Raw genomic sequence first — 23,664 nt, 5'->3', positions numbered from 1 at the left:
GCCGGGCGTCATCGACGTCCGGCCCCTTTTTGTGGTGACAGTCCGGTCAGAAATCGACGGACAGAGACGCCTTGTAGGTGCGCGGCGCGCCCTGCAGGAGGGTCTGGCCGAAGGCGTCGTAAGCCGACGCCCAATAGCGCTCGTTCGCGACATTATCGACGTTGAAGCGCAGGGTGAGCGGGCGCTGCGCCACCACCGCCACATAGCGCATACCGACGTCGACGCGAGTCCACGAGGGCAGCCGCAAGGTATTGGCAGTATCTAGCCATTGCTTGCCAGTCTGCACCACCCGCCCAGTCAGCGTAAGCGCAGGCAGGAACGGGAGATCCCACTCCACATTGGCGTTGAGCAGATGATCCGGCACGCCCTGCGCCCCGTTGCCATCCTGCAGGCCACCCGGCGTATCCCGAAGCTCTGCCTCGATCACTGAGCCTCCGGCGATGATCCGCAAGCCGGGCGTCAGCTCCCCGCTCACGCTGAGTTCGAGACCTCGGTTGCGCTGCGTGCCGAAGAGATCATAGACCAGCGCGGCCGAATTTGTGGGGTCGGGCGCCACCTGCCCAAGGGGCTTCTCAATCTGGAAGGCGGCGAGGCTTGCACTGACCGGGCCGAGGGCCAGCTTTCCGCCCACCTCATACTGCACCGAGAGGTAGGGCTGGAAAATCTCGCCCGCGTTGCTCACCGGCAAAGTTCCCAAACCGGGGTAGAAGCCGGACAAGGGTGCCACCGGTCCCTGCGCCAGGCTTTCGATGCGGTTGGCGAACAGCGAGAGGCCGGCCACCGGCTTGATCACCAGACCGACGACCGGCGTGAGGGCGCTGTTCTTGTATGCCGAATCCAGCGCCCCATTGCCATAGGAGTAGCTGCTGGTCCTGATCTGCTGAATACGTCCACCCACCGTCAGCAGGACACGATCACCCAGCAGGCCAACGGTGTCGGATGCAAACACGCTCAACAGCTTGGTGCGACTGATCGGAAAGGGATTGTCCAGATCGCCGCCGACGAGGGCCGAGCTGGGAATAGTAACCGGCTGCGCGTCGTAGAGGTTCGTAGCAAAACCTGCGAAGCCGGGCCCGTAAAGAAAGTCATAGGCGTTGCGATTGACCTGCCAGGTCGCCGAGCCGCCAATGTTGAACTCGTGGGTAATCCCCCCAGCAGCCAGATTGATGCGGATGCCGGCCTGCACAGCCTCGTTGTTATCAGTGCGCGGCACATACAGGCCATTGCCGCTGGCGGCGCCCGTCACGGCGTCCGACACGGTGATGCCCCCATAAATGCCGTCTTCCATCCCGTCGCGCGCGCCACCCATGACGTATAGCATGGCGTTGTCCGCCAGGTCATACTCCAGACGAGCTAGGCCAAAGATGTCACGCATCGTGGTGTAGGTCCAAGGCTGCGCGTAATTGGCATCCGCCTCGGGCACTGCCGGAATGCTGGTGGATGCGATGGTCACCTTGGGGCGCAGGCCACGCACATGCACGCGGTTATACGCGAGATCGAGCGACATCCGCAGCGGTCCACCATCATAATCGAATGCGGCGCCGACAGCATAGGTGCTGCGATACTCGCCATCAATTGCGACATCCCCGCCGCGCGCGACGCCGTTGATCCGGACGCCCATGGTGCCCGCACCAGCAGGGAAACGGCGCGCCAGATCGAGCGAGCCGCCGAAATGCTCGCCTGAGGTATAATTGAGGGTCGCACGACTGAGGCGTCCCGTGGCCCGCTTGGGCACGAGATTGACGCTGCCGCCGATGCCGGACCCGCCCGGTGCTGCGCCGTTGAGGAAGGCACTCGCGCCATTCAGGACCTGAACGGATTCGTAAAGCTCCGGCGCAACGAGCTGGCGCGGGGTGATGCCGTAGAGGCCGTCCAGCCCGACGTCGTCGCCATACAGGGGGAAGCCCCGGATAACGAACTGCTCGGCGGCATTGCCGAAGCCGTAGGTGGTGCGGACCGAGGGATCGTTCTCCAGCACCTGTCCCAGCGTCTGCGGTTGCTGGTTGAGAATAAGCGCCGCGTTATAGCTCTTTACACTGAAGGGCACATTCTCGGCAGACTTCTCGCCAAGCACGCCCACATTGCCTCCAAGCGTCACCGCGCTGCGATTCTCGCGCTGTGCCGTGACGATGATCTCGCTGGCCTCCTGCGCCGCCGCAGGCGCGGCTACGGCAGCGGCCGAGGCGATCAGCGCAGCTTTCAACATTTGGCTGGAACGATGGAAATTCATGCGTCTTTTCCCTTTGAAACGCGCTTGCATGCGCGGCTTGTTCTCATGATCGGCGATATCGGAAAGCCCAGAGGGTGGCGGCGAACGGCGCGGCCAGCGCGATCCAGGACAAAGCGTCGGCCCAGCCATCACCGGTCAGCGCGCTGACCAGACCGACGATGCTGAGCAGAGCGAGGGCGAGCGGCATCGCGAAGATGCGGCCGAGCGGCGTGCGGCGGCTCATTCGGCAGGCGCCACAAGGCCGCCGCTCTCGACCTCCCGCACACGGGCCGCCAGCGGGGCGCGGCGCTTGCCGAGCCAGAGATACAGGCCCGAGCCCAGCACGACGATGGTGAACAGCGTCAACGCCGCCCACAGCAGCTTGAGCGGCAGCCCGCCATAATCGCCAAAGTGCAGCGGCTCCGAATAGAGCAAGGCCAGCGTGTACCAAGGCATTGGCCTCACATCGGTCAGTTCGCCGGTCTCGGCATCGATGAGCGCCGGGGTGAGCGCGCGCTGGGTGAGCGGTGTGTTGCCCTGGAAGAACACCGCATAATGGTGCTTGCTGCTGTACGATCCGCCGGGAAAGGCGATGAACTGCGGATTGTTGCCGGGCAACGCCTGCCGGGCGGCGGCCATGGCCTTGTCCAGCGAACCATAGCGCTCGGGCGGCAAGGCCGGGCGACCGGCATAAGCACCGGTCATCTCAGCCAGTTCGCTCATCTGCCACACTTTGATGATAGGCGTGGCCAGCGCGTTGATGACCCCGGTCAGGCCCACGACACTCATCCAGGCCAGCGCCACGATGCCGAGCAGATTATGATAATCCAGCCATTTGAGCCGGCGGCTGCGGCTGACCCGGATCGTCCCGAACTCCAGCTTGCGCATGAAGGGCGCATAGAGAACCACGCCGGAGACAATTGCGGCGAAGAACAGCACGCCCATCGCGCCGAGGAACAGCATGCCCGGCAAGCCCAGGAACATGTCGGTATGGAGTTGCAGGAGGAAGTGCATCACGCCCTCCTCGACCACTTGCCCCGCCGGCTCCCCGGTCACGCGGTTGAAGAGCTGGATGGTCATGGCACTGCCCGGCGAATCCGGTGCCGGGGCAGTGGTGACCGTGAGGATCGGCGTCTCATTGTCGAAGGCCATGAACACCGGCACCTCGCCCGGCCGCGCGGCCAATGCCTTGCCGAGCATGATGTCCAGCGGCTGCAAGCCCGGCCCGTCGCCGGATGAGCCCGCCCCCTGCATTGCCGGTGCCTCCCCGGTCATAAGCTCGATTTCGTCATGGAAAATCAGCGGCAAGCCGGTCAGGCAGAGCATCAGCAGGAACGCCGTGCAAATCAGGCTCGTCCATTTATGGACGAGATACCAGATGCGGAGACTGCGCGTTCTCAACGAGACACAAACCTTGATATTGCGAGCGATTTGCATGGGCGCTTAATAGGAAGCCCTCGCAATTGCAACATGAGCCGGCGGCAATTCGGCGCATAAACCCTGCGTCGATTGGCGCAGACGAGTTGTCCCGCGAACACCACGGCCAACCAGCCCTTGCCCCCACGCTGTCCATGGCTATGACGGCGCGGTGACCTCTTCAATCGTGATCGGGACGGATGCGCACGGCGCGCCGGTGCCCATGGACATGGAAGAACTGCTGGCCACCCGGCTGCTCGTTCAGGGCAATAGCGGGTCCGGAAAGTCGCATCTGCTGCGCCGGATGCTGGAAGAAAGCGCCGGGTTGCTGCAGCAGGTGGTGATCGATCCGGAAGGCGATTTCGTCACGCTGGCCGAGCCGTTCGGCCACATCGTCATCAACGGCGCGGCGCACAATCCCGGCGAGATCGAGACGCTGGCGGCCAAGGTCCGGGCGCGCCGCGCCTCCGTGGTGCTGGCGCTGGACGAGCTGGAGCTGGAAGCGCAGATGCGCTGCGCCGCCCAGTTCATCGCCGCCTTGTTCGATGCGCCCCGCGAGCATTGGTATCCCGCTTTGGTGGTGGTCGACGAGGCCCAGATGTTCGCCCCGGCCGCCGCTGGGGAAGTGGCTGACGACATCCGCCGCATGTCGCTCGCCGCGATGACCAACCTGATGTGCCGAGGCCGCAAGCGCGGCCTCGCCGGCGTGATCGCCACCCAGCGCCTTGCCAAGCTGGCGAAGAACGTAGCTGCAGAGGCGTCCAACTTCCTCATGGGCCGCACCTTCCTCGATATCGACATGGCGCGCGCGGCCGATCTGCTCGGCATGGAGCGACGGCAGGCCGAGCAGATCCGCGATCTGGAGCGCGGCCGCTTCCTCGCGCTCGGTCCGGCGATCAGCCGCCGCCCCGTTTCCGTGAGGATCGGCGCGGTGAAGACGAGCGCACGGACCTCTTCCCATTCCCTCATTCCCCTGCCCGGCGAGCCGACCAGCGACCTTGAGGATCTGCTCGCGCCGCAACCTGGCGAGGAGCAGCCCGAACTGTTCGCCGCGCTGATCGCGCCGCCCCCGGCCATCGACAACAGCGCCCGACTGGAGCGCGAAGACCCGCCCGAAGCCGCCAACATTGAATCATTCGATGAAAAGGCCGGCATCGAAACAGCCAGCCCTGCCGCCCCCGAGACGCCGGACCGCCCTGCCCGCGAGCCAGTGATCCGCGCGGTTTTGGCCGACATGGCTGCGGAAGAAGACTGCACCTATCGCTCGACCGCCGCGCTGTTCCAGGATTTCGCGGTGCGCTGCCGGATGCAGCGGATCGGCAATCCCGGCATCGATCTGCTCAGCTTTCGCCGGCGCTTCGCGGTCGCCGTGGCGGGTGGCGAGGAGGATGAAGACCCGCGCTGGCAGGCCGCGCTCGCGCTCTCCAGCCGCGTCCAGGACGATGTGCTCGCGCCGTTCCTGCTCATCGCCCGCGCCGCGATCAAGGGGCAGCCCTGCCCCGACGACGAGGCACTGGCCCGCGCTTATGGCACGCGCTCGGTGGGGCGAATCCGGCGGTTGCTGGATTATCTGGAAAAGGGTGACCTCATTGTCGTGCGAACCGACTTTGGCGGGCGGCGCTCGGTTGGCATTCCCGAACTCGGACTGGCCACCGCCCCGGCCGAAGGCTGACCGCCGCCAGGATGGCGCTAAGCAGTCGCCGGCGGAGACTTCTGCATCGCCTCATAGGCCCGGCGCAGCAGTTGCTGCAGCGTCTTCACCTCTTCCTCAGACAAGGCATCATGAATCGGCTGCTCGACATCCTGGGCGCGGGCAATCATCTGCGCGGCGAGGCGCTGGCCTTCCGAGGTGAGCGACAGCGTGTTGCGCCGCCGGTCCCGCGTCGAGCGCATCCGGCGGGCAAGACCGCGGGCTTCCAGATCGTCGATGATCGCCACCATCGCCGAGTCGTCCATCGCGACTTCCCGCGCGATTTCGGATTGGGAGCAATCGGGATTTGCCTCGATCAGCGCCATGGTGGAGAGGGCCCCATAGCGCAGGCCGAAGGACGAATAGACGTCCACAATCCGCACCGACAGCTCATTCCGTAACAGCCGAACGACTGTGCCCACTGCCTGATCGAGCGCACCCCAGTTCAGGCCGGTCTCCTCCGGCCGCTTCCCGTCTTTCATAACACTCCCCTTCGACCCGGTGCCTTATTTGGCTTGCCGCTTGTGTAACTTATAGCAATGATTGTGGTGCCCGACTATTTGGATCGTGGACCAAAGGGCTATTCAAAAAAGGCGATGCTCCGGCATTCGATGCTCTCGCGCGGCACCGCGTTGGGCAGACTGTCATCCCAAAATGCCGTATGCGGCACCCGCCAGGCACCGCTGCGGTCGCTATCGTGGAATTTGAACAGCAGGGCTTCATCCCGCACCATGTTGGAGAAATACCACCAGCGGTGAGCGGGATTGTGCCGGAAGATGTGCGCAGCCGGTTGGCGGTCATCGTCCATCGGCGCGAACATGGCGTCGCCTTCGGGGATCTTGTCGACGATCCACAGGATATTGGTGGTCCCTTCCTCATCCCCGACACTGCGCGCATCGCACAGGGCCAGCGGACAATCCTGTGGCGGCGGCGAATAGCCGCGCCAGAAGCTGGAGACGATGAACCGGCGGAACCCCGGCCCGTCCGGACGGGCCTTGCGATAGGCGATCTCGGCAGCGCGCTGCTGCCGGGCGGGGTCGGTATCGACATGCACCTCGCCAGCAGGCGGCTGCACGCCCTCGGCATGGCGATAGGGCGCATCCAGCTTCTTCTGCCGGCTGGCAAGATCGCCGGACGTGCGGATCATCCAGCCACCGACGACGACGAGATCGGCGCCGGTCGCCTGTTGGACATAGCGGGAGACCTCGTCGGAATAGACGCGATTGACCTCGTCCCGGTCGGTGAAATCGGCGACGTCACTCGGCGCATCGAGCAGCACGAAGCCCTGCCGATCGAGCGTAAAATGCGGACGGATGGCGCGCGCGTCGCGGATCGTGACGGGGAATGGCCCGTAGCGGCCGGTGTTCACCTCCACCCCGGCGGAGACGAACCGCCGATTGATTGCGGGGCCGGGCAGCAGATATTGAAGCTGCGCCTCGACGCTGCGCACCGTGGCTTCTGGATCCATGACCTCGTTACTCATTATCTGCTCTCCTAAGCGACGCCCGACTCTTTTGCCGCACCATGGCAGGCTATCCCGCTCCCCCGCAAGCGCCTGCATCGGCAACTATTCTTCGGCGCCTCTTGGCGAACGCGCGCCCGCCTGTCATGGCTGGCGCGGGATGAGTTTGACTAACAATCCATCGGAGGGGGAGGCCAGCATAGCGTCGGACGACGCCGCGGCCTTGCGTCGCTCGCAGCTGGCCGCCATCGTTCTGGCCGCGACGTCCTTCATGGTCGCCATCGATCTGATGGTGCTGCTCACTGCCCTGCCGCGCATGGCGCAGGACTTCGCCGTGCCGCTGACGTTGCTGAGCGCGACGATCACCATCTATATTCTCGTCACCGTGCTGGTGCTGCCGATCAGCGACTGGGTGGGCAAGCGCTTCGGCACGCGCCGCGTCTGCACGCTCGCGATTCTGGGGTTCGTGCTGGCCTCGCTGGGGGCTGGCCTGTCGCCCAATCTTCCGGTCTTTCTGGCGATGCGGATGTGTCAGGCGGCCTTTGGCACCTTAATCGTGCCGGTCGGCAGCATCGCCCTGCTCAGCATTACACCCAAGCGCTATCTTGTGACGGCGATGACGATCAGTTCTACCCCGGCCCTGATCGCGCCGGTGATCGGCCCGCCCATCGGCGGCCTCATCACCACCTTTCTGGACTGGCGCTGGGTGTTCTTCCTGAACGTGCCCACAGGCCTCCTCGCCTTTGTCCTCACCCTGCGCTTCATCCCCAATATCCATGCTGTCGAGCGAAGGCCCTTTGACGGGCGCGGCTTTGCGCTGGTCGGCGGGTTCCTCGCCTGCATCATTGCCGGGTTCGAGCGGCTGGGCGCCAAGGGCGGCGGCTGGCAGCAAGGGCTACCGCTGATCGCGCTCGGTATTTTCCTGGGCTGGCTGTGCTGGCGACACATCCGCCGCGTGCCCCACCCGGTCGTTCCGCTTGATGCGCTGCGCCACCGCAGTTTCTTCGTTTCCACGATCGGCGCGGGAATGCCGGCGCGCACGGCCTTCATGGCGACGGCGTTCATCATCCCGCTGATGATGCAGGTCGGCCTCGGCCTCACCGCCTTTCAAGCCGGGCTGCTGCTGCTCGCTCAGAATGCCGGTGACCTGGCGCTCAAGGCGATCGCCACGCCCTCGGTACGGTGGCTCGGCATCCGGATGGCGCTGACCAGCGGGGTGGTGACCATGGCGCTCTCCTTTGCCGTCTGTGCGCTCCTGACCCCGACCATGCCCTTCTGGCTGCTGGTGGCGATCATGGTCTTCGTCGGCATGGCCCGCTCGGTTCACATGACCGCGATCATGGCGCTGCGCTTTGCCGACGTGCCGCAAAGCGAAGTCGGCGGGGCGACTGTGCTCGGCAATATCGCCAACCAGATTTCGCAGGCGCTAGCGATTTCCGCCGCGGCCGCCCTGCTCAACCTGCTCTCGCTTGGCGCGGAACCGACCCTCGCCGATTTCCAGATCGCGATGCTGGTCTTTGCCGGCCTCGCGCTGGCCGCCGCGCCTTTCTACGCGCGCCTTGCGAAGGATACCGGCGCCGCCGTCACCGGCCACGAGACACGCGGCCTGCGCGCGATTCGCAGCGAGGAGGTTTAGATGAGTGCTACAGCCTCCGCGCGACCCCGCTGCTTTTCCGTCTGCGTCAAAGCGTGGCTCTATCTCAGTCAAAGCCTCGCTTCGGGCAAAAGGATAGTGAGCTTCCTAGCCAACGGACGGACGGGGCGCTCCATGAGAGCCTTGCGCCGCGTCGTCTGGCTGCCGGTCATTGCGTCTCAACGGCGAAAGCCGCCCGACCTTTCCGCCTGACAGAGGCGGGCAGGCGGCTCACGCGGGGACGAAGAAACGACCGGCAAAGCGAAGAGGAGGGGAGATTCACCAATGAACAAAGTTCGTCATAACCGCGCACGCACCGTGTCGCGCATGGCGCTGAGCGCCGGGACCATGTTATCCGGCGCGCTGATGCTCGCAATGCCGGCAACTGCCCAGACCGCCGCGCCCCAAGGCGCCGCTGAGGGCAATGTCGACGACATCATCGTCACTGCGCAGATGCGTGCGCAGAATGTGCAGGACATTCCGCTGGCAATCACCGCGATCAGCGGCGACCAGCTCGAAGCGCGCAGCCAGACGCGCCTGACCGACATCACCGCGCAGGCACCGAACGTCATCCTGCAGCAGAACCCCTCTGGCTCGGGCAATTCGATGCGCGCCTATATCCGTGGCGTGGGTCAGGGCGATGCCAGCCCCTCGGTCGAGCCAGGCGTGGGCATCTATGTCGACGATATCTATTTCGGCACGGTCACGGCCTCGGCTTTCGACCTGACCGACCTCGAGCGCGTCGAAGTGCTGCGCGGCCCCCAGGGCACGCTGGCCGGCATGAACTCGCTGGGCGGCGCGGTGAAGCTCTACTCGCGCAAGCCCGAAGGCCGAGGCGGCTATGTCGAACTGACCGCCGGCTCGCTCAACCGCCGCGACATCAAGGCGAGCGCCGACTTCACCGTGGTGCCCGATGCCGTGTTCGCCCGCATCACTGGCGTGTCACGCAACCGCGATGGCCATGTCACGCGCTACGATTATGCCTGCCTCAATCCCAATGATCCCTATGTGCAGCCGGGCACCAGCGTGGTGCAGCCGGGCGGCGCGGCGATCCCCAGCCTGGCATCGGGCGGCAATTGCAAGCTCGGCACGCTGGGCGGCCAGAGCATGTACGCCGTGCGCGGATCCTTGCGGATTGCGCCGGTCGGCAGCCCGCTGGAGATCAACCTGTCGGGCGATTACACCCACGACACCTCCACGACGCAGGCCTCCGTGCTCATCGCCAGCGCCGAGCTGACTGGGCGGCAAAATAACAGCATTCCCTATCAGGGCGCGCCGTTCGACAACCGCTTCGTGACCTACGGCCAGTATCGTCGCGCCGGCGCGGTGCTGAACGATCCCTATGCGACCTACGCCAACTTCTACGATCCGGGCGTGACCTATCGCGCGGCGACGACGGCGTCTGCGGGTGGCCCCGGCACGGCCGGCGCGCCCAATGGCCCAACCTATGCCGAACCCCTGAGCGGTGTGAAAGGCTGGGGCGTGTCCGCCGAGATCAACTACACGCTGGGCGACAATCTCGCGCTCAAGTCGATCACCGGCTACCGCAAATATGATTCGCGCAGCTCGGACGACAACGACAACTCGCCGATTGCCTTCATCGGCGGCGTCTACAGCGACTTCTCGCACAAGCAGTTCAGCCAGGAACTGCGCCTCTCGGGCAAGGTGCTGGACGATGCGATCTCCTTCACCATCGGCGGTTTCTATTATGATGCGGACACGCGCTATAACGCCCGCATCCACACGCCGTTCTCGGGCTTCGGCGAATATGCCGTTTCCCCCTGCGGTGGCGCGCTCCCGGCGTGCGTGATCGCCAAGCCGACCTTCTCGTTCATCAACGACGATACCGCCAGCCTGCGCACCTATGCCGGCTTCGGTAACGTTGCGTGGAACATCACGCCGGCCCTGACGCTGGAAGCCGGCATCCGCGTGAGCCACGAGAAGAAGGACTATCTCTACAACCGCCTCAACCCCAATGGGGTCGGCGACTATCTGCCGCTCAGCAACGCTACCAATCCGCTGACCGGCCAAGTGGGTACCTACAAGGAAACGCTGACCGACTATCGTGCGGCGCTCTCCTACAAGATCACGCCCGACATCATGGCCTATGCGCAGTTCGCGACCGGCTTCAAGGGCGGCGGCGTGGCACCCCGTCCGTACAGCTTCCAGCAGATCCGGCCGTTCGGCGCGGAAAAGCTGAAGTCCTATGAAATCGGTATCAAGGCGGACCTGTTCGACCGGCTGCTGCGGATCAACGCCAGCGGCTTCCGCATGGACTATACCGACTATCAGGGTATTCCGCAGGTCTGCCTCGACTCCAACAACAATCCGCTCCCGGTCAACCAGGGCGGCGTACCCGGCCTGTGCGGCCAGTATCTGAATATCGGCGATGCCCGCGTGAACGGCTTCGAGCTGGAAACCACGCTGCGCCCGGTCGAGGGTTTCACCATCGACGGTTCGCTCAGCCTCACCGACTTCAAGTTCACCTCCATCAACTATCCCACGACCTCCATCGTCGTCGGCGCGAGCCGGCCCGGCGTGGGCAAGTGGAAGTGGAGCCTGGGCGCGCAGTATCAGGCTGATCTGGGTGATGTTGGCACGCTGACGCCGCGCATCGACGTCTCCTATACGGACGGCTATTGCGGCGACTTCCTCTGCACACCGATCGCCATCGTGGACAGCTACACGCTGGCCAATGCCCGCTTGACCTATGAGACGGTGGACAAGGACTGGTCGGTCGCGCTGGAAGTGACAAACCTGTTCGACAAGCTGGTCTATCTCAACAAGTTCACGAACGCCTGGTACGCGACGGCTCAGCCCGGCCTGCCGCGCCAGTGGGCCGTGACCGTGCGCCGCAAGTTCTGATCAGGCGGTGCGCAACACAGATTGATCCGATAGAAAGAGGAGGAGAGGGGCAACCCTCTCCTCTTTGTCGCTGGGGCGACAGCAGAATGATAAATTGGGAGAGTGGCATGACATATTGGCGGACCGGTTCGAGCGCATTTCTTCTGTCCCTGCTGGCGATGACCGCCCCAGCGACCCTCCAGGCCCAGCCGAGTTCAGCGCCGCCCCCGGGAGTCGGCGCCGATCTCGCCGCACAGGCTGCCGTCCAGATGATGGAAGAAAGCCGGGCGCCAGACAGCACGGGCACCGGGCCATACAAGGCCATCAAGCGGCAATATGAGAATTTCCCCGGCTTCGTCGTCTATCAGCCCGCCGATCTGAGTGCACTCGGCGTTCGCAAGATGCCGGTCTATGTGTTCGGCAACGGCGCCTGCACCGAAGACGGCGCCTCATCCCGCCAGCATTTGCTGGAGGTCGCCTCCCATGGCTATCTCGTCATCGCGCCGGGCGGCATCTACAGCGGCCCGGGCGTGACCGTCACGCCGCAGAGCTGGGAGCAGCATCGCGACAAGACGCGCTACCAGCAGCTGGGGCAGGCCATCGACTGGGCTGCGGCCGAGAATGGCCGCGCGGGCAGCCCATTCAAGGGCAAGATCGACACTGCGCATGTCGCGGCCTCCGGCTATTCCTGTGGCGGCATTCAGGCGCTCAAATATGCCGGCGACAAGCGCGTCAGCACCTTCGTCATCATGAACAGCGGCATCATGAACGGGCCGGTCCCGGGCGGCTCGGGCGAGATGTCTGCGCAGAAGAGCCTGCTCCAGAAGATCGACAAGCCGACCCTCTATGTGCTCGGCGGCAAGACGGACATCGCCTACCCCAATGGCATGGACGATTATGCGCGGCTCACCCACATCCCCTCCGCCGTGATCAACACCGACGTGACGCACGCCGGCACCTATGCCGAGCCGAATGGCGGACGCGCGGCGCAGGCAGTGGTGGCGTGGCTCGACTGGCAATTGCGCGGCGACAAGTCGGCGCGAGCGTGGTTCGTCGGCGATGACTGCAAGCTGTGCAGCGATCCTGCGTGGACGATCGAGAGCCGCAAGCTGGACACGCTGCCATGAGCCGGTTGTTGCGGGCAGCGCTGGCGCTGGCGCTGATCGCGCCCGGGGCGGCGTCGGCGCAGCAGGGTGATGCTCCTGACAGAGCGCTCGCCCAGCGCGTGCAGGTGCTGGAAGACCGCGAGGCGATCCGCCGCGTGATCATCGCTTATGGCGAATATCTCGATGCGCGCGATTATGCCGGCTATGCCGGGCTTTTCGCCAGCGACGGGACTTGGTCCGGCGGGCTGGGCAGCGCCACCGGGCCGGCGGCGATCCAGAAGCTGCTTGAGGAGAAGCTGGGCAAGCCGGAAGCGGGCTTCGTCAACAAGCGCAGCTTCCACCTCGTCACCACCGAGGTGATCGATGTGACCGGCGACACCGCCATCGCTCGCTCCCGCTACATGTTCTACACTGCCGACGGCGAGGGCCGCCCCGCGACCACGCTGGCCGGGCGCTATGTCGATCATTTCGTGCGCGAGAATGGCGCCTGGAAGATCAAGACGCGGACCAGCCATGGCGTGATCCCATGGCGCGATGGCGACAATCCAGAGCGCCCACCGCTGCCGCCGCAATTGCAGGGCGCCGTGAAGAACTGAGGGGCAGGACGACGTCGCCGGCTCGCCCTCACCCTTCGTCATTCCCGCGAACGCGGGAATCCAGTTCGGCCTCGCGTTGACGAGCAGCGTTGCAGCTGGATTCCCGCGTTCGCGGGAATGACGGGAGTGGCGTGCCGGAGCGTCGTTTCCATACCTTCCTCCACGCCAATCAGGGGTGCAATACGACGCCCCCGGGACGCCTCATTCCTCGCGATGAGTGCGCAGCTCATCGCCGCGAATGGTCGCGACATGGAGCACATTGGTGGACCCTGGCGTGCCGAAGGGGACACCGGCGAGTACGATGATCTTGTCGCCCGCCCCCGCAAAGCCGTGGCGCATGGCCATGCGCTTGGCCTTGCCGATCATTTCCTCAAAGCTGCCGATATCCTTGGTGCGCACGGCATGGACGCCCCACATGAGGCCCATGCGCCGTGCGGTATCCATGCGCGGGGTGAGCGCCAGGATCGGTGCGCCCGGCCGCTCGCGCGCGATGCGCCGCACGGTGCTGCCCGAGGTGGTGAAGCACACGATGACCTTGGCCGAGACGGTGTTGGTGATGTGCTGGCTGGCGCCGGCCAGCGCGTCCGAGGTGGTCGGGTCCGGCATGGTCTTGGTGAAATGCAGCCGGTCGAGATAACCCGGATCATGCTCGACGCTGTGGGCGATGCTGTCCATCATCGCCACGGCTTCCTCCGGCCAGTCGCCCGCCGCCGTCTCCGCCGAGAGCATCACTGCATCCGCGCCGTCATAGACCGCCGTGGCGACGTCCGACACCTCGGCGCGGGTCGGCGTGGGCGCCTTGATCATCGATTCCAGCATCTGCGTGGCGACGACGACCGGCTTGCCCAAGCGCCGGGCGCTTTCCACGATCTGCTTCTGCAGCGGCGGCACGGCATAAGGCGGCAGTTCCACGCCGAGATCGCCCCGCGCGACCATCACCGCGTCGGACATCTCGACGATTTCCTCCAGCCGGCCAAGCGCGGCCGGCTTTTCGATCTTGGCGAGCAGATAGCCATAGCCACCCATCAGCTTGCGCGCCTCGGCCAGGTCATCGGGCCGCTGGACGAAGCTGAGCGCGATCCAGTCCACGCCGGCCTCGATGGCGAAGGAAAGATCGCGCCGGTCCTTCTCGGTCATCGCCGCCATCGGCAGCACGACGTCCGGCACGTTGACGCCCTTGCGCTCGGACAGCGAGCCGCCGACCTCGACCAGCGTATCGATGACATCGTCGCGCACCGCCCGCACGCGCAAGACAAGCTTGCCGTCATCGATGAGCAGGCGCATCCCTTCCTGCGCGGCGGCGAAAATCTCCGGGTGCGGCAAAGTGACGCGGCTGCTGTCGCCGGGCGCGGGGTCGCGATCCAGCCGAAAGGCGGCGCCCTTTTCCAGAAAGACCGCGCCCTGCGCGAAGGTGCCGATCCGCAGCTTCGGTCCCTGAAGGTCCGCGAGGATGGTGGTCGGGCGGCCGAATTCCTTTTCAAGTCCCCGGATGATCGCGACATTGGCGGCATGAACGTCGTGCGTGCCGTGGCTCATGTTCAGCCGGAAGGCATCGGCGCCGGCCAGGAACAGCTTGCGGATCATCAGCTCGCTGCTGCTCGAAGGGCCGAGGGTCGCCAGAATGCGAACCTTGCGGGTGCGGGGAGTGAGCTTCTTCATTTGGCCTCTTGCTTCGGTGCGTTCTCTGCCCACATGGCGAATGCCGTGGCGGCCACCGGCGTGGCCCGAGGTTGGAACCGGACATGAAGGTGCAAGCAATGACGATAGACACGCTCGATGACAAGACAGCGGCAGAAGCTTTTCGCCGGCTTGTCCACCATCTGCGTCACCGCACCGATGCGCAGAATGTCGATCTGATGGGTCTGGCGGGCTTCTGCCGCAACTGCCTGGCCGACTGGGTGGCCGAGGCCGACGGCACGCTGGACAAGGCCGCTGCACGCGAACTTATCTACGGCATGCCGCAGGATGAGTGGAAGACGCGCTACCAGACCGAGGCAACGCCGGAGCAGCTCGCGAGGATGAAGGACAGCGTGGCGAAGAACAATCACTGAGCGACGGCAAGCCTAAAAAGCCGTTTCTCATACGCCGCGCGATCCCGTAAAGCGCGGACATGCTCGCGCGCCTGACCCGCACTGATACCAGCACTGTTACCGGCACCGGGCAGGCCCGTGGCCTGATCGCCGCGTGGCTGGCGCTTGTGCTGCTCGCGAGGCTGCTGGTGCCGGCCGGTTTCATGCCCGCCGTGCAAAACGGTCCCGCGGTCGTGCTCTGCACCGGCGCCGGCATGGTCACCGGCTGGATCGATGCGGACGGGACCGTCCGCAAGCAAGAGGACAAGCAGAACACCGCCCCGGATGCGCCCTGCGCCTTTGCCGGGATCGGCGCCTCGCTGGACAGCATCCCGCCCGCGATCGCGCAGATCGCCGTGGCGATGGCGACGGTTTCCATCGTCAGCCCGAGCACGGCCGTGAGCATCGGACGCGGTCTGGCCGCGCCGCCGCCCCCGCAGACCGGCCCGCCGCATCAGCCCTGACGCTTCCATCCGTGTCGCCTCGCGTGACATCCTCATTTCGGCACGCGCCCGCGCGCTGCCCGTCAAGGCTGATCCTTTCATGACCCGATTGCTCTACTGCTGCGCAGCCATGCGCCGCCCTCCCCTCGCCCACGCGCCATTATCCGCCGGAGACCGCCGATGAGCGCGCGCTCCACGACCGGCGGCGGCTTCTATCAGGCTGTCTGGCGCTGGCATTTCTATGCCGGGCTGATCGTCCTCCCGATACTGCTCTGGATGGCGATGACCGGGGCGCTCTATCTCTACAAACCGGAGATCGAGCGGCGGGTCTATGCGGACTGGTCGCATGTGACGCCAAAGGATGCGCCCCAGCCGCTGAGCGAGATGATCGCCACCGTCGAGCGGGCATCCGGCCAGCAGGTGAGCCAGATCCAGCGGCCTGCCGAGCCGACAGAAAGCTGGCGCATGACCCTGCAGGGCGCGGACGGCGCGCGCCGGCTCGCCTTTGTCGATCCCTATCGCGGCAAGCTGCTCGGCACCGCGCAGGCCGGCGGCATCATGCAGACCGTGCGCGATCTGCACAGCCTCATCATCACCGGACCGGTGGGCAATGCGCTGGTGGAGATCGTCGCGGGCTGGGCGATCCTGCTGGTGCTGACCGGGCTCTACCTGTGGTGGCCCCGGCGCGGCAGCCCGGTCGTCGGCCTGCGCGGGCAGGCGCGCGGGCGACTGTTCTGGCGCGATCTGCATGCCTCGACCGGATTGCTCGCCGGCGGGGTGATCCTGTTTCTGGCGATCACCGGCCTGCCCTGGTCCGGCTTCTCGGGCAAGCAGTTGCAGGGCTGGGTCGCCCGTGCGGAGCTGGGCCGCCCCAAGGCGCCCGGTCCCAACCCCTGGGAGGCGCCGGCGCCACGCGCGCATCACGGCCACGGCCATGACGAGGGCGCAAAGCAGAGCCTGCCCTGGTCGATGCAGGAGGCAGCGCCGCCAGCCGCATCGGGCCGCGACGACATCGGCGTAGACCGGGCCGCGGAGATCGCCAGCAAGCGTGGCCTCGCCGCCCCTTGGACGCTCACCCTGCCGATGGCGGACGGTGCACCCTATCTCATGTCGCAGACCGTGCGCCGGGCGCAGGATGCGCGCGCCATCTACATCGATCCGGCGAGCGGCGCGGTCATGCAGGATGCCCGCTTTGCCCATTTCGGCATCGGCGCGCGGGCGATCGAATGGGGCATCGCCACTCATCAGGGCCAGCAATATGGCGAGATCAACCGCACGCTGATGCTGCTCGGCTGCCTCGCGCTGATACTGTTGTGCCTCACCGCGCCCGTACTCTGGTGGAAACGCCGCAAGAACGGCCGACTGGAGGCCCCTGCCCGGCCCGCCGATCCCCGCAAGGCGCGCGGCGTCGCGGCGATCATGCTCGCCATCGGCCTGTGCCTGCCCTTGACCGGCCTCACGCTGGCGGCCGCCCTGGCGCTCGACATGCTGATTGGACGCTGGCGACACGGAGCCGCCCTGGCGGGCTGACCAAGCGATGAGTCGTGATACCGCCGGAACAAGGGCGGTTGTACGGCGTTATTCAGCACGAGCCGGCGCGATATGTGCCGGTCGCTTGTTTGAATATTACGAGGATGAGTCCGATGAAGAAGATCCTGCTCGCCACAGCGCTGATGGCGTTTGCGATGCCCATGGCGCCGGCCATGGCCGATCCGCCGCACTGGGCGCCCGCGCACGGGAAGCGCGCGAAAGACCGGGACAATGGCCGCGCCCTTTCCCATAACGACCGCATATGGCGCGGCGACGATGGCCGGTACCGCTGCAAGCGTAATGACGGCACGACCGGTCTGCTGATCGGTGCCGGCGTCGGCGCGCTCGCCGGCCGCGCGATAGACACGAAGGGCGACCGCACGGTTGGGACCTTGCTCGGCGCCGTTGGTGGTGGCCTGCTCGGTCGCTCGATCGACCGGGGCGAGGTACGCTGCCGCTGATCCACTCCGAAATCTGAACATCATGGATGCCTGCTTTCTCCCGAGAGCAGGCATCTTTGTCATTTACAGCCGGCGCCGCGCTCGCTAGAGGCGCGCGCCATGTCCATGATGATCGTTCAGCCGATTATTACCAAACCGACCCGCATCAGCGGGGCGGTTCGGATGCGCGCGGCCTAAGAGCCACGATCAGCCGGACAGGAAGCCCCGCGAAGTGCGCGGGGCCGACTTTCCAGACGAAAGCCTGACCGCCGCGTCCTTCAACCAACAGGAAGGAACGTACAGATGGTTGCCCGCTTTTCCCCCGATGCCCGCCTGAATGTCGGCGTGGTCGGCGCCACCGGCCTCGTCGGCTCGATGATGCGCCAGTTGCTCGCCGAGCGCGATTTCCCGGTCGGCACGCTGCGTCTGTTCGCCTCGGCTCGCTCGGCTCGCTCGCAGGTCGAGTTCAAGGGCCAGCAGGTGACGGTGGAAGACGCCGCGACCGCCGACTTCGCCGGCCTCGACATCGTGTTCTTCTCCGCCGGTGGCTCCACCAGCAAGGCGCTGGCGCCCAAGGTCGCCGCAGCGGGCGCCATCGTGGTCGACAACAGCTCGGCCTGGCGTTCCGATCCGGAGGTGCCGCTCGTCGTCTCCGAAGTGAACCCGCACGCGCTTGCAAACCTGCCCAAGGGCATCGTCGCCAACCCCAATTGCACGACCATGGCCGCCATGCCCGTGCTCAAGCCGCTGCATGAAGCCGCCGGCCTCAAGCGCCTGATCGTCGCCACCTATCAGGCCGTCTCCGGTGGCGGCATGGAAGGCATCGACGTGCTGGCGCGCCAGATCGCCGCCGTGGGCGACAAGGGCGCCGCGCTCGCCTTCAACGGCAAGGCCGACTTCGTGCCCCAGCCCGAGAAGTGGGCGGTGCCGATCACCAACAACATCGTGCCGCTGAACTATGTGCTGGGCGAGGACGGCTATACCGAAGAAGAGCTGAAGCTGCGCGACGAGAGCCGCAAGATTCTCGAAATCCCCGGCCTGCCCGTCTCCGGCACCTGCGTGCGCGTGCCCGTGTTCACCGGCCACGGCCTCTCCATCAATGCCGAGTTCGAGCGGCCGATCGACGCGGAAACGGCGCTGGCGCTGCTCGGCAAGGCGCCGGGCGTGGTGGTGAGCGATGTGCCGAACGCGCTCGATGCGACGGGCGCTGACCCGGTGTTCGTCGGTCGCGTGCGCCCGGACCGCACGGTTGAGCATGGCCTCGCCATGTTCGTCGTCGGCGACAACCTCCGTAAGGGCGCCGCGCTCAATGCCGTGCAGATCGGCGAAGTGCTCGCCGGACGCTAAAACCCACATCGTGCCTCCCCGGCCCTGGGTCGGGGAGGACACAGAGCGTGCTGCCCTCAGAGGCGCTTGCTCAGGAAGAAGCGCTGCTGGCCGATGGGATGATCGTCCAGCGTGCCGAACACGCTAAAGCCCAGCTTCTCGTAAAAGCCGCGCGCCTGAAAGGCATAGGTATCCAGCCAGATGCCGACACAGCCATGGGCACGCGCCACCCGCTCCGCCTCGGCCATCAGCGCCTTGCCATGGCCGGCGCCGCGATGCTCCGGCGCGATGGCGAGAAGCTCTACAAACATCCAGTCATAGGAGCATTTGCCCCAGATGCCGCCCACCCGCTCGCCCTGCTCGTCGGTCAGCAGGATGGCGATAGGGCGGATATTCGGATCCCCTGCCTGCGCGATGTTATAGGCCAGCAAAGGCGCGAACACAGCGTTGCGGTCGGCCTCGGAGGGCTGCTCGGGCACAATGATATGAAGCGGCATAGACTGATTAGTAGGCCGAATGCTGGGCATGGCAAGGCTGACGACCGGCTCGGCTGCGCGTCCGAAATCGCATGCCCACGCGAGCATACTTGCTTTTTCCGCAAACGCCCTCTATGTGCATCGCAGCATTCGGCGCCAGGACTAGTGATCCGGCGCAATCCCGCGCAGCGTGAGGCCCCGCATCTTGCACAAGGGCCGCCGGGACGGACGGATGCGAGAATCGCTCAAGCTTCCTTATTCACGCAGGGTCGCCCGTTTGGAGACCACTGCTGCGCCCGCTCGCGACAGACGCGAGGGCGACGCATGTCATATCGAAAGTCTATTCATGTCTTTTTTCAATGAGCTTGGCCTTGCCGAGCCTATCCTCCGCGCCCTTGAGACCAAGGGTTATGCGGACCCCACGCCGATCCAGCAGCAGGCCATTCCGGCGCTGATGCAGGGCCGCGACCTGCTCGGCATCGCGCAGACCGGCACCGGCAAGACCGCAGCCTTCTCGCTGCCCTCGCTGCACCGGCTGTTCAACAATCCCCAGCCCCGCAAACCGGCCTCCTGCCGGATGCTGGTGCTCTCGCCCACCCGCGAGCTGGCGGCGCAGATCGCCGAGAACATGCGCGGCTATGCCAAATATCTTAGCCTCAACGTGCAGGTCGTCTTTGGCGGCGTGCCGGTGGGCAAGCAGGCCCGCGCGCTGGTGCCGGGCACCGACATTCTCGTCGCGACGCCGGGCCGACTGCTCGACCTGATCGACCAGCGCGCGCTGACGCTGCGCAATGTCGAGATCTTCGTGCTCGACGAGGCCGACCAGATGATGGACCTGGGCTTCATCAAGCCGCTCACGCAGATCGCCAAGATGCTGCCGGCCGAGCGCCAGAGCCTGTTCTTCTCCGCGACCATGCCGCAGGCGATTGCGGAACTGGGCAAGCGCTTCATCAACGATCCGGTCAAGGTCGAGGTCGCGCCGCAATCCACCACCGCCGAGCGCGTGGAGCAATATGCGACCTTCATCGACCAGAAGGAGAAGCAGGCGCTGCTGACCCTGCGCCTGCGCGATGCCATCGCTTCCGGCGCGCTCGACCGGGCGCTCGTCTTCACCCGCACCAAGCATGGCGCGGACCGCGTGGCACGGCACCTCGTCGCCGCCAAGATCAGCGCGGCGGCCATTCACGGCAACAAGAGCCAGGGCCAGCGCACTGCCGCCCTGCAGGGCTTCCGCACCGGGAGCGTGCAGGTTCTGGTGGCGACCGACATCGCCGCGCGCGGCATCGACGTGTCGGGCGTGAGCCATGTCTTCAACTTCGAGCTGCCCAATGTCGCCGAGCAATATGTCCACCGCATCGGCCGCACGGCCCGTGCCGGCGCCGACGGTATTGCGATGAGCTTCGTCGCGCCGGACGAAAAGCCCTATCTGCGCGACATCGAGAAGCTCACCCGCGTCAAGCTGGCGGTGATGCCGCTGCCCGAGGACTTCGTGGTAGAAGCCCGCCGCCTGCCGCTGCCCTCCAAGGCTGCTGTTGCGGACGCCGTCGGCGATGCCGATGGGCGCCGTCAGGGACGCGGTCAGGGCCAGGGCCGTCGCCCCGACTCGCTGCAGCGCCGTGATCGCCCGGAACGCGGCCGGTCCGACGACCGTCGCGAAGCCGGCGCCGGCGCACCGCGCCATGATGGACGCGGCGAGGGACGCGGTGAGCGCCCGGCCCGCTTCGAGCGCGCGCCCGGTCAGGATGGCCAGCACCGCCGGAATGCCGGCGAACGCGGCGAACGCCCCTTCCGCGGCGAGCGGGACGGCCAGACCGCCCGCCCGGCGCGCGCCCCTCGCGATGGGCAGGACGCCCAGCGCAGCGGCCAGCGCAATCCCGGCGGTCGCTATCATGATGGCCACGCCCCGAACCGGCCCGGCTTCGACCCGCTGGCCCAACGTCCCGAGCCTGCCGCGACCATGGATGCCGAGCGCCTGCCCAAGCGCCTTCGCCCCGTCTATGCTGCCGCATCGGGCGAACAGCGCCAGACGGACACCCGCTCCGAGGGCGATCGCGCCCGCAAGCCGGGCGGTCAGCGTCCGCGCCACTTCGGCGGCGGACGTCCGCAAGGCAATCCCGGTGGCGGTCGTCGCAGCGGCGCCGGTCGCGCTGGCTGATCCGTCAGGCCGATATCCTTGAGATCCGATGAGGGGGGAGCGCTGCTTCCCCCTCACTGCATTCCGCCTAGTGCAAGTGCCGCAGTTTATCGGGATTGCGCACCACATAGATGCCAATGATGCGCCCCGCCTCGATCTCGAAGGCCGTGGTCTGCAGCTCGCCATCGGCCTCGCGCGTCACGAACCCCGGCAGGCCATTGATGAGCGCCGTGCGCACAAGCTGCGAGCCATGCTTGCGGAACAGCACCGCCAGCGCCTTGTGAAACAGCAGCACATTGCGTCGCCCGAGAACCTCGGCGACCGCTGCCGAACGCTTGCCCCCGCCATCTGCGTGCATGCTGACATCAGCAGCCAACATCGCGCCGAGCGCGGTCATGTCGCCGGTGCGCGACGCCGCAAAGAAGGCGCTCGCGATCTCCAGACCGCGCTGCTTCTCAACCTCGAAGCGGGGCCGCGCCTGCCGCACATGGTCCCGTGCCCGGGCGGCAAGCTGGCGACAGGCCGCCGGCTCCCGATCGATGGTGGCAGCGATTTCCTCGAACGAGACGCCGAACACATCATGTAGCAGGAACGCCGCGCGCTCGAGAGGTGAGAGCCGCTCCAGTGCGAGCATCAGCGGCAGGGTCACATCCTCCTGCTCCTCCTCATCCTCGATGACCGGTTCGGGCAGCCACGGCCCGACATAATGCTCCCGCTGGACCCGCGCCGACTTGGCATGATCCAGGCAAAGCCGCGTGACGGTACGGCGGAGGAACGCCTCCGGCTCGCGCACCTCCGCGCGTTCGACCCGCATCCAGCGAATGAATGCCTCCTGCACCACATCCTCGGCATCGGCGACCGAGCCGAGCATCCGGTAGGCGACCCGCACCAGCCGCGGACGCAGCGGATCGAAGCTGATCGCTGCATCCTCCTGCTGATGAGGGGACATGGGATGCCCTGCGCGCATCAGGCCGCCAGCTTGCGGGTCGCCGGGGTTTCGATCCACAGGTCGAAGCCGACCGCGAGGCGGTTCCAGCCATTGATGATGTTGATCAGCAGCGTCAGCTTCACCTGCTCTTCCTCGCTGAAGTGGGCCGCGAGCTGTGCATAGGCTTCGTCCTTTCCGCCATGCCCTTCGGACAGACGCGTAAGCGCCTCGGTCCACGCCAGCGCGGCCCGCTCCCGTGCGCTATAACATGGCGCCTCGCGCCAGACCGAGAGCAAGTAGAGGCGCTGCTCGCTCTCGCCCTTTTCACGGGCTTCGGCGGTGTGCATGTTGAGGCAGTTGGCGCACTGGTTGATCTGCGAGGCGCGGGCCTTCACCAGCTCCACGAGCGCAGGCTCCAGGCTGTCGTTGATGGCAAGCGAGGTCGCCATCCATTGCTTGATGAGCGCGGGCGCGGCGGTGAAGGGATCGAGGCGTGCGGTCATGATCGTGTCTCCTGTCCATCGGGTTTGCACTGGCATGACGAGTGGGCGGGCGGCGATTGTGACATGGCGGGAAATTTTTTCTGCCGCCGGCGCAATGGCTACGCCGTCCGGTGCGATCGATGCCTAGACAGGGAGGGCAGCGGCTGGCTAGGACCGCGCATTCGATTCTGACACATTCCATCCGGAGACCTTGCAGACATGAGCGACAACATCGCCGCCGACCAGTTGCGCCTTCTCATCGAGCGCATCGAGCGCCTCGAAGAAGAAAAGAAGGGCATCTCGGACGACATCAAGGATGTCTATGGCGAAGCCAAGGCAACAGGCTATGACGTCAAGATCATGCGCCAGATCGTCCGCCTGCGGAAGCTGCCGCCGCATGATCGCCAGGAGATGGAGGCAATCCTCCAGACCTATCTGGCGGCCCTGGGCATGGAATAAGCCGCATGCGCGGCGAGAGGAGCGGAGAGATGGCCGATAATCCCTGGGGCAATGCCCCGACCGAGATGATCGTCACGACCACCAACAATATCGATGGCCGCACGGTGCAGCGTTATTGCGGCGTGGTGACGGGCGAAGTGATCGTGGGTGCCAATCTCTTCCGCGATCTCTTTGCCAGCGTGCGCGATATTGTTGGCGGGCGAGCCGGCGCCTATGAGGAAGTGCTGAGCCGCGCCCGCGAGGAAGCCATGGCGGAAATGCGCCAGCGCGCCGCCGCAGCCGGTGGCAATGCGATCATCGGCGTGGACCTGGATTATGAAGTGCTCGGCTCGGGCGGATCGATGCTGATGGTCTCGGCCACCGGCACGGCAGTGCTGCTCGCGGACCCGGCCTGAATTGACGCCAGCCGAGGCGCCGCCGC

Annotated in this window: 22 protein-coding genes; 13 read left to right on the top strand and 9 right to left on the bottom strand. The window is 65.9% G+C overall.

Going from position 1 to position 23,664, the window contains the following annotated elements:
- Window positions 1-46: 46 nt before the first annotated feature.
- From M2333_RS16470 to M2333_RS16460, 3 genes are read right to left on the bottom strand one after another with little or no spacing between them, the layout of a single operon-like run.
- Window positions 47-2,230, bottom strand: a complete 2,184-nt coding sequence (locus M2333_RS16470) for a TonB-dependent receptor (RefSeq protein ID WP_264612475.1) — start codon at window positions 2,228-2,230, stop codon at window positions 47-49.
- Window positions 2,231-2,273: 43 nt separating this feature from the next.
- Complete coding sequence (locus M2333_RS16465; protein ID WP_264612474.1) at window positions 2,274-2,453, bottom strand: hypothetical protein; 180 nt, start codon at window positions 2,451-2,453, stop codon at window positions 2,274-2,276.
- Entirely contained in the window at window positions 2,450-3,610 is a 1,161-nt protein-coding gene (locus tag M2333_RS16460; RefSeq protein ID WP_264612473.1) for a PepSY-associated TM helix domain-containing protein, read from the bottom strand. Before M2333_RS16460 ends, M2333_RS16465 begins: the two co-directional genes overlap by 4 nt.
- A 187-nt stretch (window positions 3,611-3,797) precedes the next feature.
- On the opposite strand from M2333_RS16460, the gene M2333_RS16455 reads away from it, so the two are divergent.
- Window positions 3,798-5,297 carry an ATP-binding protein gene (locus M2333_RS16455; protein ID WP_264612472.1) on the top strand — a complete coding sequence of 500 codons (1,500 nt, stop codon included), beginning with the start codon at window positions 3,798-3,800 and terminating at the stop codon, window positions 5,295-5,297.
- Window positions 5,298-5,314: 17 nt separating this feature from the next.
- Here M2333_RS16455 and M2333_RS16450 read toward each other — a convergent pair whose 3' ends face one another.
- Window positions 5,315-5,797: a MarR family winged helix-turn-helix transcriptional regulator gene (locus M2333_RS16450; protein ID WP_264612471.1), complete on the bottom strand. Its 483-nt coding sequence runs from the start codon at window positions 5,795-5,797 to the stop codon at window positions 5,315-5,317.
- Window positions 5,798-5,895: 98 nt separating this feature from the next.
- Window positions 5,896-6,798, bottom strand: coding sequence for a CmcJ/NvfI family oxidoreductase (locus tag M2333_RS16445; protein ID WP_264612470.1), 903 nt, complete (start codon window positions 6,796-6,798; stop codon window positions 5,896-5,898).
- Between the two features lie 139 nt (window positions 6,799-6,937).
- Here M2333_RS16445 and M2333_RS16440 point away from each other — a divergent pair, with 139 nt between their 5' ends.
- The 4 genes from M2333_RS16440 to M2333_RS16425 all read left to right on the top strand — a co-directional run bounded on the left by M2333_RS16440 (window position 6,938) and on the right by M2333_RS16425 (window position 12,956).
- Window positions 6,938-8,413 (top strand): MFS transporter, encoded by a 1,476-nt coding sequence (locus tag M2333_RS16440; protein WP_264612469.1) that lies wholly within the window; start codon window positions 6,938-6,940, stop codon window positions 8,411-8,413.
- A 282-nt stretch (window positions 8,414-8,695) separates the two neighbouring features.
- Complete coding sequence (locus M2333_RS16435) at window positions 8,696-11,275, top strand: TonB-dependent receptor (protein ID WP_264612468.1); 2,580 nt, start codon at window positions 8,696-8,698, stop codon at window positions 11,273-11,275.
- A 107-nt stretch (window positions 11,276-11,382) separates the two neighbouring features.
- Window positions 11,383-12,381 carry a hypothetical protein gene (locus M2333_RS16430; RefSeq protein WP_264571274.1) on the top strand — a complete coding sequence of 333 codons (999 nt, stop codon included), beginning with the start codon at window positions 11,383-11,385 and terminating at the stop codon, window positions 12,379-12,381.
- Window positions 12,378-12,956 carry a nuclear transport factor 2 family protein gene (locus tag M2333_RS16425; RefSeq protein ID WP_264612467.1) on the top strand — a complete coding sequence of 193 codons (579 nt, stop codon included), beginning with the start codon at window positions 12,378-12,380 and terminating at the stop codon, window positions 12,954-12,956. Before M2333_RS16430 ends, M2333_RS16425 begins: the two co-directional genes overlap by 4 nt.
- A gap of 201 nt (window positions 12,957-13,157) precedes the next feature.
- On the opposite strand, the gene pyk is transcribed toward M2333_RS16425, so the two are convergent.
- Window positions 13,158-14,615 (bottom strand): pyruvate kinase, encoded by a 1,458-nt coding sequence (gene pyk, locus M2333_RS16420; RefSeq protein ID WP_264604784.1) that lies wholly within the window; start codon window positions 14,613-14,615, stop codon window positions 13,158-13,160.
- A 98-nt stretch (window positions 14,616-14,713) separates the two neighbouring features.
- Between pyk and M2333_RS16415 the strand changes: the two genes are divergently transcribed.
- The 5 genes from M2333_RS16415 to M2333_RS16395 all read left to right on the top strand — a co-directional run bounded on the left by M2333_RS16415 (window position 14,714) and on the right by M2333_RS16395 (window position 18,785).
- Window positions 14,714-15,007 (top strand): DUF1244 domain-containing protein, encoded by a 294-nt coding sequence (locus M2333_RS16415; RefSeq protein ID WP_181560605.1) that lies wholly within the window; start codon window positions 14,714-14,716, stop codon window positions 15,005-15,007.
- A gap of 59 nt (window positions 15,008-15,066) precedes the next feature.
- Complete coding sequence (locus tag M2333_RS16410) at window positions 15,067-15,489, top strand: hypothetical protein (RefSeq protein ID WP_264612466.1); 423 nt, start codon at window positions 15,067-15,069, stop codon at window positions 15,487-15,489.
- 159 nt (window positions 15,490-15,648) lie between these two features.
- Window positions 15,649-16,998: a PepSY-associated TM helix domain-containing protein gene (locus M2333_RS16405; protein ID WP_264612465.1), complete on the top strand. Its 1,350-nt coding sequence runs from the start codon at window positions 15,649-15,651 to the stop codon at window positions 16,996-16,998.
- A 113-nt stretch (window positions 16,999-17,111) separates the two neighbouring features.
- Window positions 17,112-17,459: a glycine zipper 2TM domain-containing protein gene (locus M2333_RS16400; RefSeq protein ID WP_181560607.1), complete on the top strand. Its 348-nt coding sequence runs from the start codon at window positions 17,112-17,114 to the stop codon at window positions 17,457-17,459.
- A gap of 282 nt (window positions 17,460-17,741) precedes the next feature.
- On the top strand, window positions 17,742-18,785 hold the full coding sequence (locus M2333_RS16395) for an aspartate-semialdehyde dehydrogenase (RefSeq protein WP_264612464.1): 1,044 nt from the start codon (window positions 17,742-17,744) through the stop codon (window positions 18,783-18,785).
- 56 nt (window positions 18,786-18,841) lie between these two features.
- Here the strand turns inward: M2333_RS16395 and M2333_RS16390 are convergent, their stop codons facing one another.
- Window positions 18,842-19,261, bottom strand: coding sequence for a GNAT family N-acetyltransferase (locus M2333_RS16390; RefSeq protein WP_264612463.1), 420 nt, complete (start codon window positions 19,259-19,261; stop codon window positions 18,842-18,844).
- A gap of 325 nt (window positions 19,262-19,586) precedes the next feature.
- Between M2333_RS16390 and M2333_RS16385 the strand changes: the two genes are divergently transcribed.
- The gene (locus M2333_RS16385) at window positions 19,587-21,395 is read left to right on the top strand and encodes a DEAD/DEAH box helicase (protein WP_264612462.1); all 1,809 of its coding nucleotides are present in this window, start codon (window positions 19,587-19,589) and stop codon (window positions 21,393-21,395) included.
- A gap of 67 nt (window positions 21,396-21,462) precedes the next feature.
- Here the strand turns inward: M2333_RS16385 and M2333_RS16380 are convergent, their stop codons facing one another.
- A complete protein-coding gene (locus M2333_RS16380; RefSeq protein WP_181560611.1) occupies window positions 21,463-22,323 on the bottom strand; it encodes a sigma-70 family RNA polymerase sigma factor in 861 nt (286 codons plus the stop codon).
- A gap of 17 nt (window positions 22,324-22,340) precedes the next feature.
- Window positions 22,341-22,805, bottom strand: a complete 465-nt coding sequence (locus tag M2333_RS16375; RefSeq protein WP_181560612.1) for a carboxymuconolactone decarboxylase family protein — start codon at window positions 22,803-22,805, stop codon at window positions 22,341-22,343.
- Between the two features lie 198 nt (window positions 22,806-23,003).
- Here M2333_RS16375 and M2333_RS16370 point away from each other — a divergent pair, with 198 nt between their 5' ends.
- Together M2333_RS16370 and M2333_RS16365 are read left to right on the top strand one after the other, a co-directional pair.
- Window positions 23,004-23,243: a DUF2312 domain-containing protein gene (locus M2333_RS16370; RefSeq protein WP_181560613.1), complete on the top strand. Its 240-nt coding sequence runs from the start codon at window positions 23,004-23,006 to the stop codon at window positions 23,241-23,243.
- A 65-nt stretch (window positions 23,244-23,308) separates the two neighbouring features.
- The gene (locus tag M2333_RS16365) at window positions 23,309-23,638 is read left to right on the top strand and encodes a heavy metal-binding domain-containing protein (RefSeq protein ID WP_181561513.1); all 330 of its coding nucleotides are present in this window, start codon (window positions 23,309-23,311) and stop codon (window positions 23,636-23,638) included.
- Window positions 23,639-23,664: the final 26 nt, after the last annotated feature.

This window comes from Sphingobium sp. B11D3B, from assembly GCF_025961735.1.
Taxonomy (GTDB): Bacteria; Pseudomonadota; Alphaproteobacteria; order Sphingomonadales; family Sphingomonadaceae; genus Sphingobium.
The sequence above is the reverse complement of the archived record's forward strand: the minus strand, read 5'-3'. Positions and strand labels throughout refer to the sequence as shown.

Bases quoted from the DNA above. Each gene is read 5' to 3' on its own strand.
- M2333_RS16470 (WP_264612475.1), bottom strand. From the start codon at position 2,230: ATGAATTTCCATCGTTCCAGCCAAATGTTGAAAGCTGCGCTGATCGCC.
- M2333_RS16465 (WP_264612474.1), bottom strand. From the start codon at position 2,453: ATGAGCCGCCGCACGCCGCTCGGCCGCATCTTCGCGATGCCGCTCGCC.
- M2333_RS16450 (WP_264612471.1), bottom strand. From the start codon at position 5,797: ATGAAAGACGGGAAGCGGCCGGAGGAGACCGGCCTGAACTGGGGTGCG.
- M2333_RS16445 (WP_264612470.1), bottom strand. From the start codon at position 6,798: ATGAGTAACGAGGTCATGGATCCAGAAGCCACGGTGCGCAGCGTCGAG.
- M2333_RS16440 (WP_264612469.1), top strand. From the start codon at position 6,938: ATGAGTTTGACTAACAATCCATCGGAGGGGGAGGCCAGCATAGCGTCG.
- M2333_RS16435 (WP_264612468.1), top strand. From the start codon at position 8,696: ATGAACAAAGTTCGTCATAACCGCGCACGCACCGTGTCGCGCATGGCG.
- M2333_RS16430 (WP_264571274.1), top strand. From the start codon at position 11,383: ATGACATATTGGCGGACCGGTTCGAGCGCATTTCTTCTGTCCCTGCTG.
- M2333_RS16425 (WP_264612467.1), top strand. From the start codon at position 12,378: ATGAGCCGGTTGTTGCGGGCAGCGCTGGCGCTGGCGCTGATCGCGCCC.
- pyk (WP_264604784.1), bottom strand. From the start codon at position 14,615: ATGAAGAAGCTCACTCCCCGCACCCGCAAGGTTCGCATTCTGGCGACC.
- M2333_RS16415 (WP_181560605.1), top strand. From the start codon at position 14,714: ATGACGATAGACACGCTCGATGACAAGACAGCGGCAGAAGCTTTTCGC.
- M2333_RS16410 (WP_264612466.1), top strand. From the start codon at position 15,067: ATGCTCGCGCGCCTGACCCGCACTGATACCAGCACTGTTACCGGCACC.
- M2333_RS16405 (WP_264612465.1), top strand. From the start codon at position 15,649: ATGAGCGCGCGCTCCACGACCGGCGGCGGCTTCTATCAGGCTGTCTGG.
- M2333_RS16400 (WP_181560607.1), top strand. From the start codon at position 17,112: ATGAAGAAGATCCTGCTCGCCACAGCGCTGATGGCGTTTGCGATGCCC.
- M2333_RS16395 (WP_264612464.1), top strand. From the start codon at position 17,742: ATGGTTGCCCGCTTTTCCCCCGATGCCCGCCTGAATGTCGGCGTGGTC.
- M2333_RS16390 (WP_264612463.1), bottom strand. From the start codon at position 19,261: ATGCCGCTTCATATCATTGTGCCCGAGCAGCCCTCCGAGGCCGACCGC.
- M2333_RS16385 (WP_264612462.1), top strand. From the start codon at position 19,587: ATGTCTTTTTTCAATGAGCTTGGCCTTGCCGAGCCTATCCTCCGCGCC.
- M2333_RS16380 (WP_181560611.1), bottom strand. From the start codon at position 22,323: ATGTCCCCTCATCAGCAGGAGGATGCAGCGATCAGCTTCGATCCGCTG.
- M2333_RS16375 (WP_181560612.1), bottom strand. From the start codon at position 22,805: ATGACCGCACGCCTCGATCCCTTCACCGCCGCGCCCGCGCTCATCAAG.
- M2333_RS16370 (WP_181560613.1), top strand. From the start codon at position 23,004: ATGAGCGACAACATCGCCGCCGACCAGTTGCGCCTTCTCATCGAGCGC.
- M2333_RS16365 (WP_181561513.1), top strand. From the start codon at position 23,309: ATGATCGTCACGACCACCAACAATATCGATGGCCGCACGGTGCAGCGT.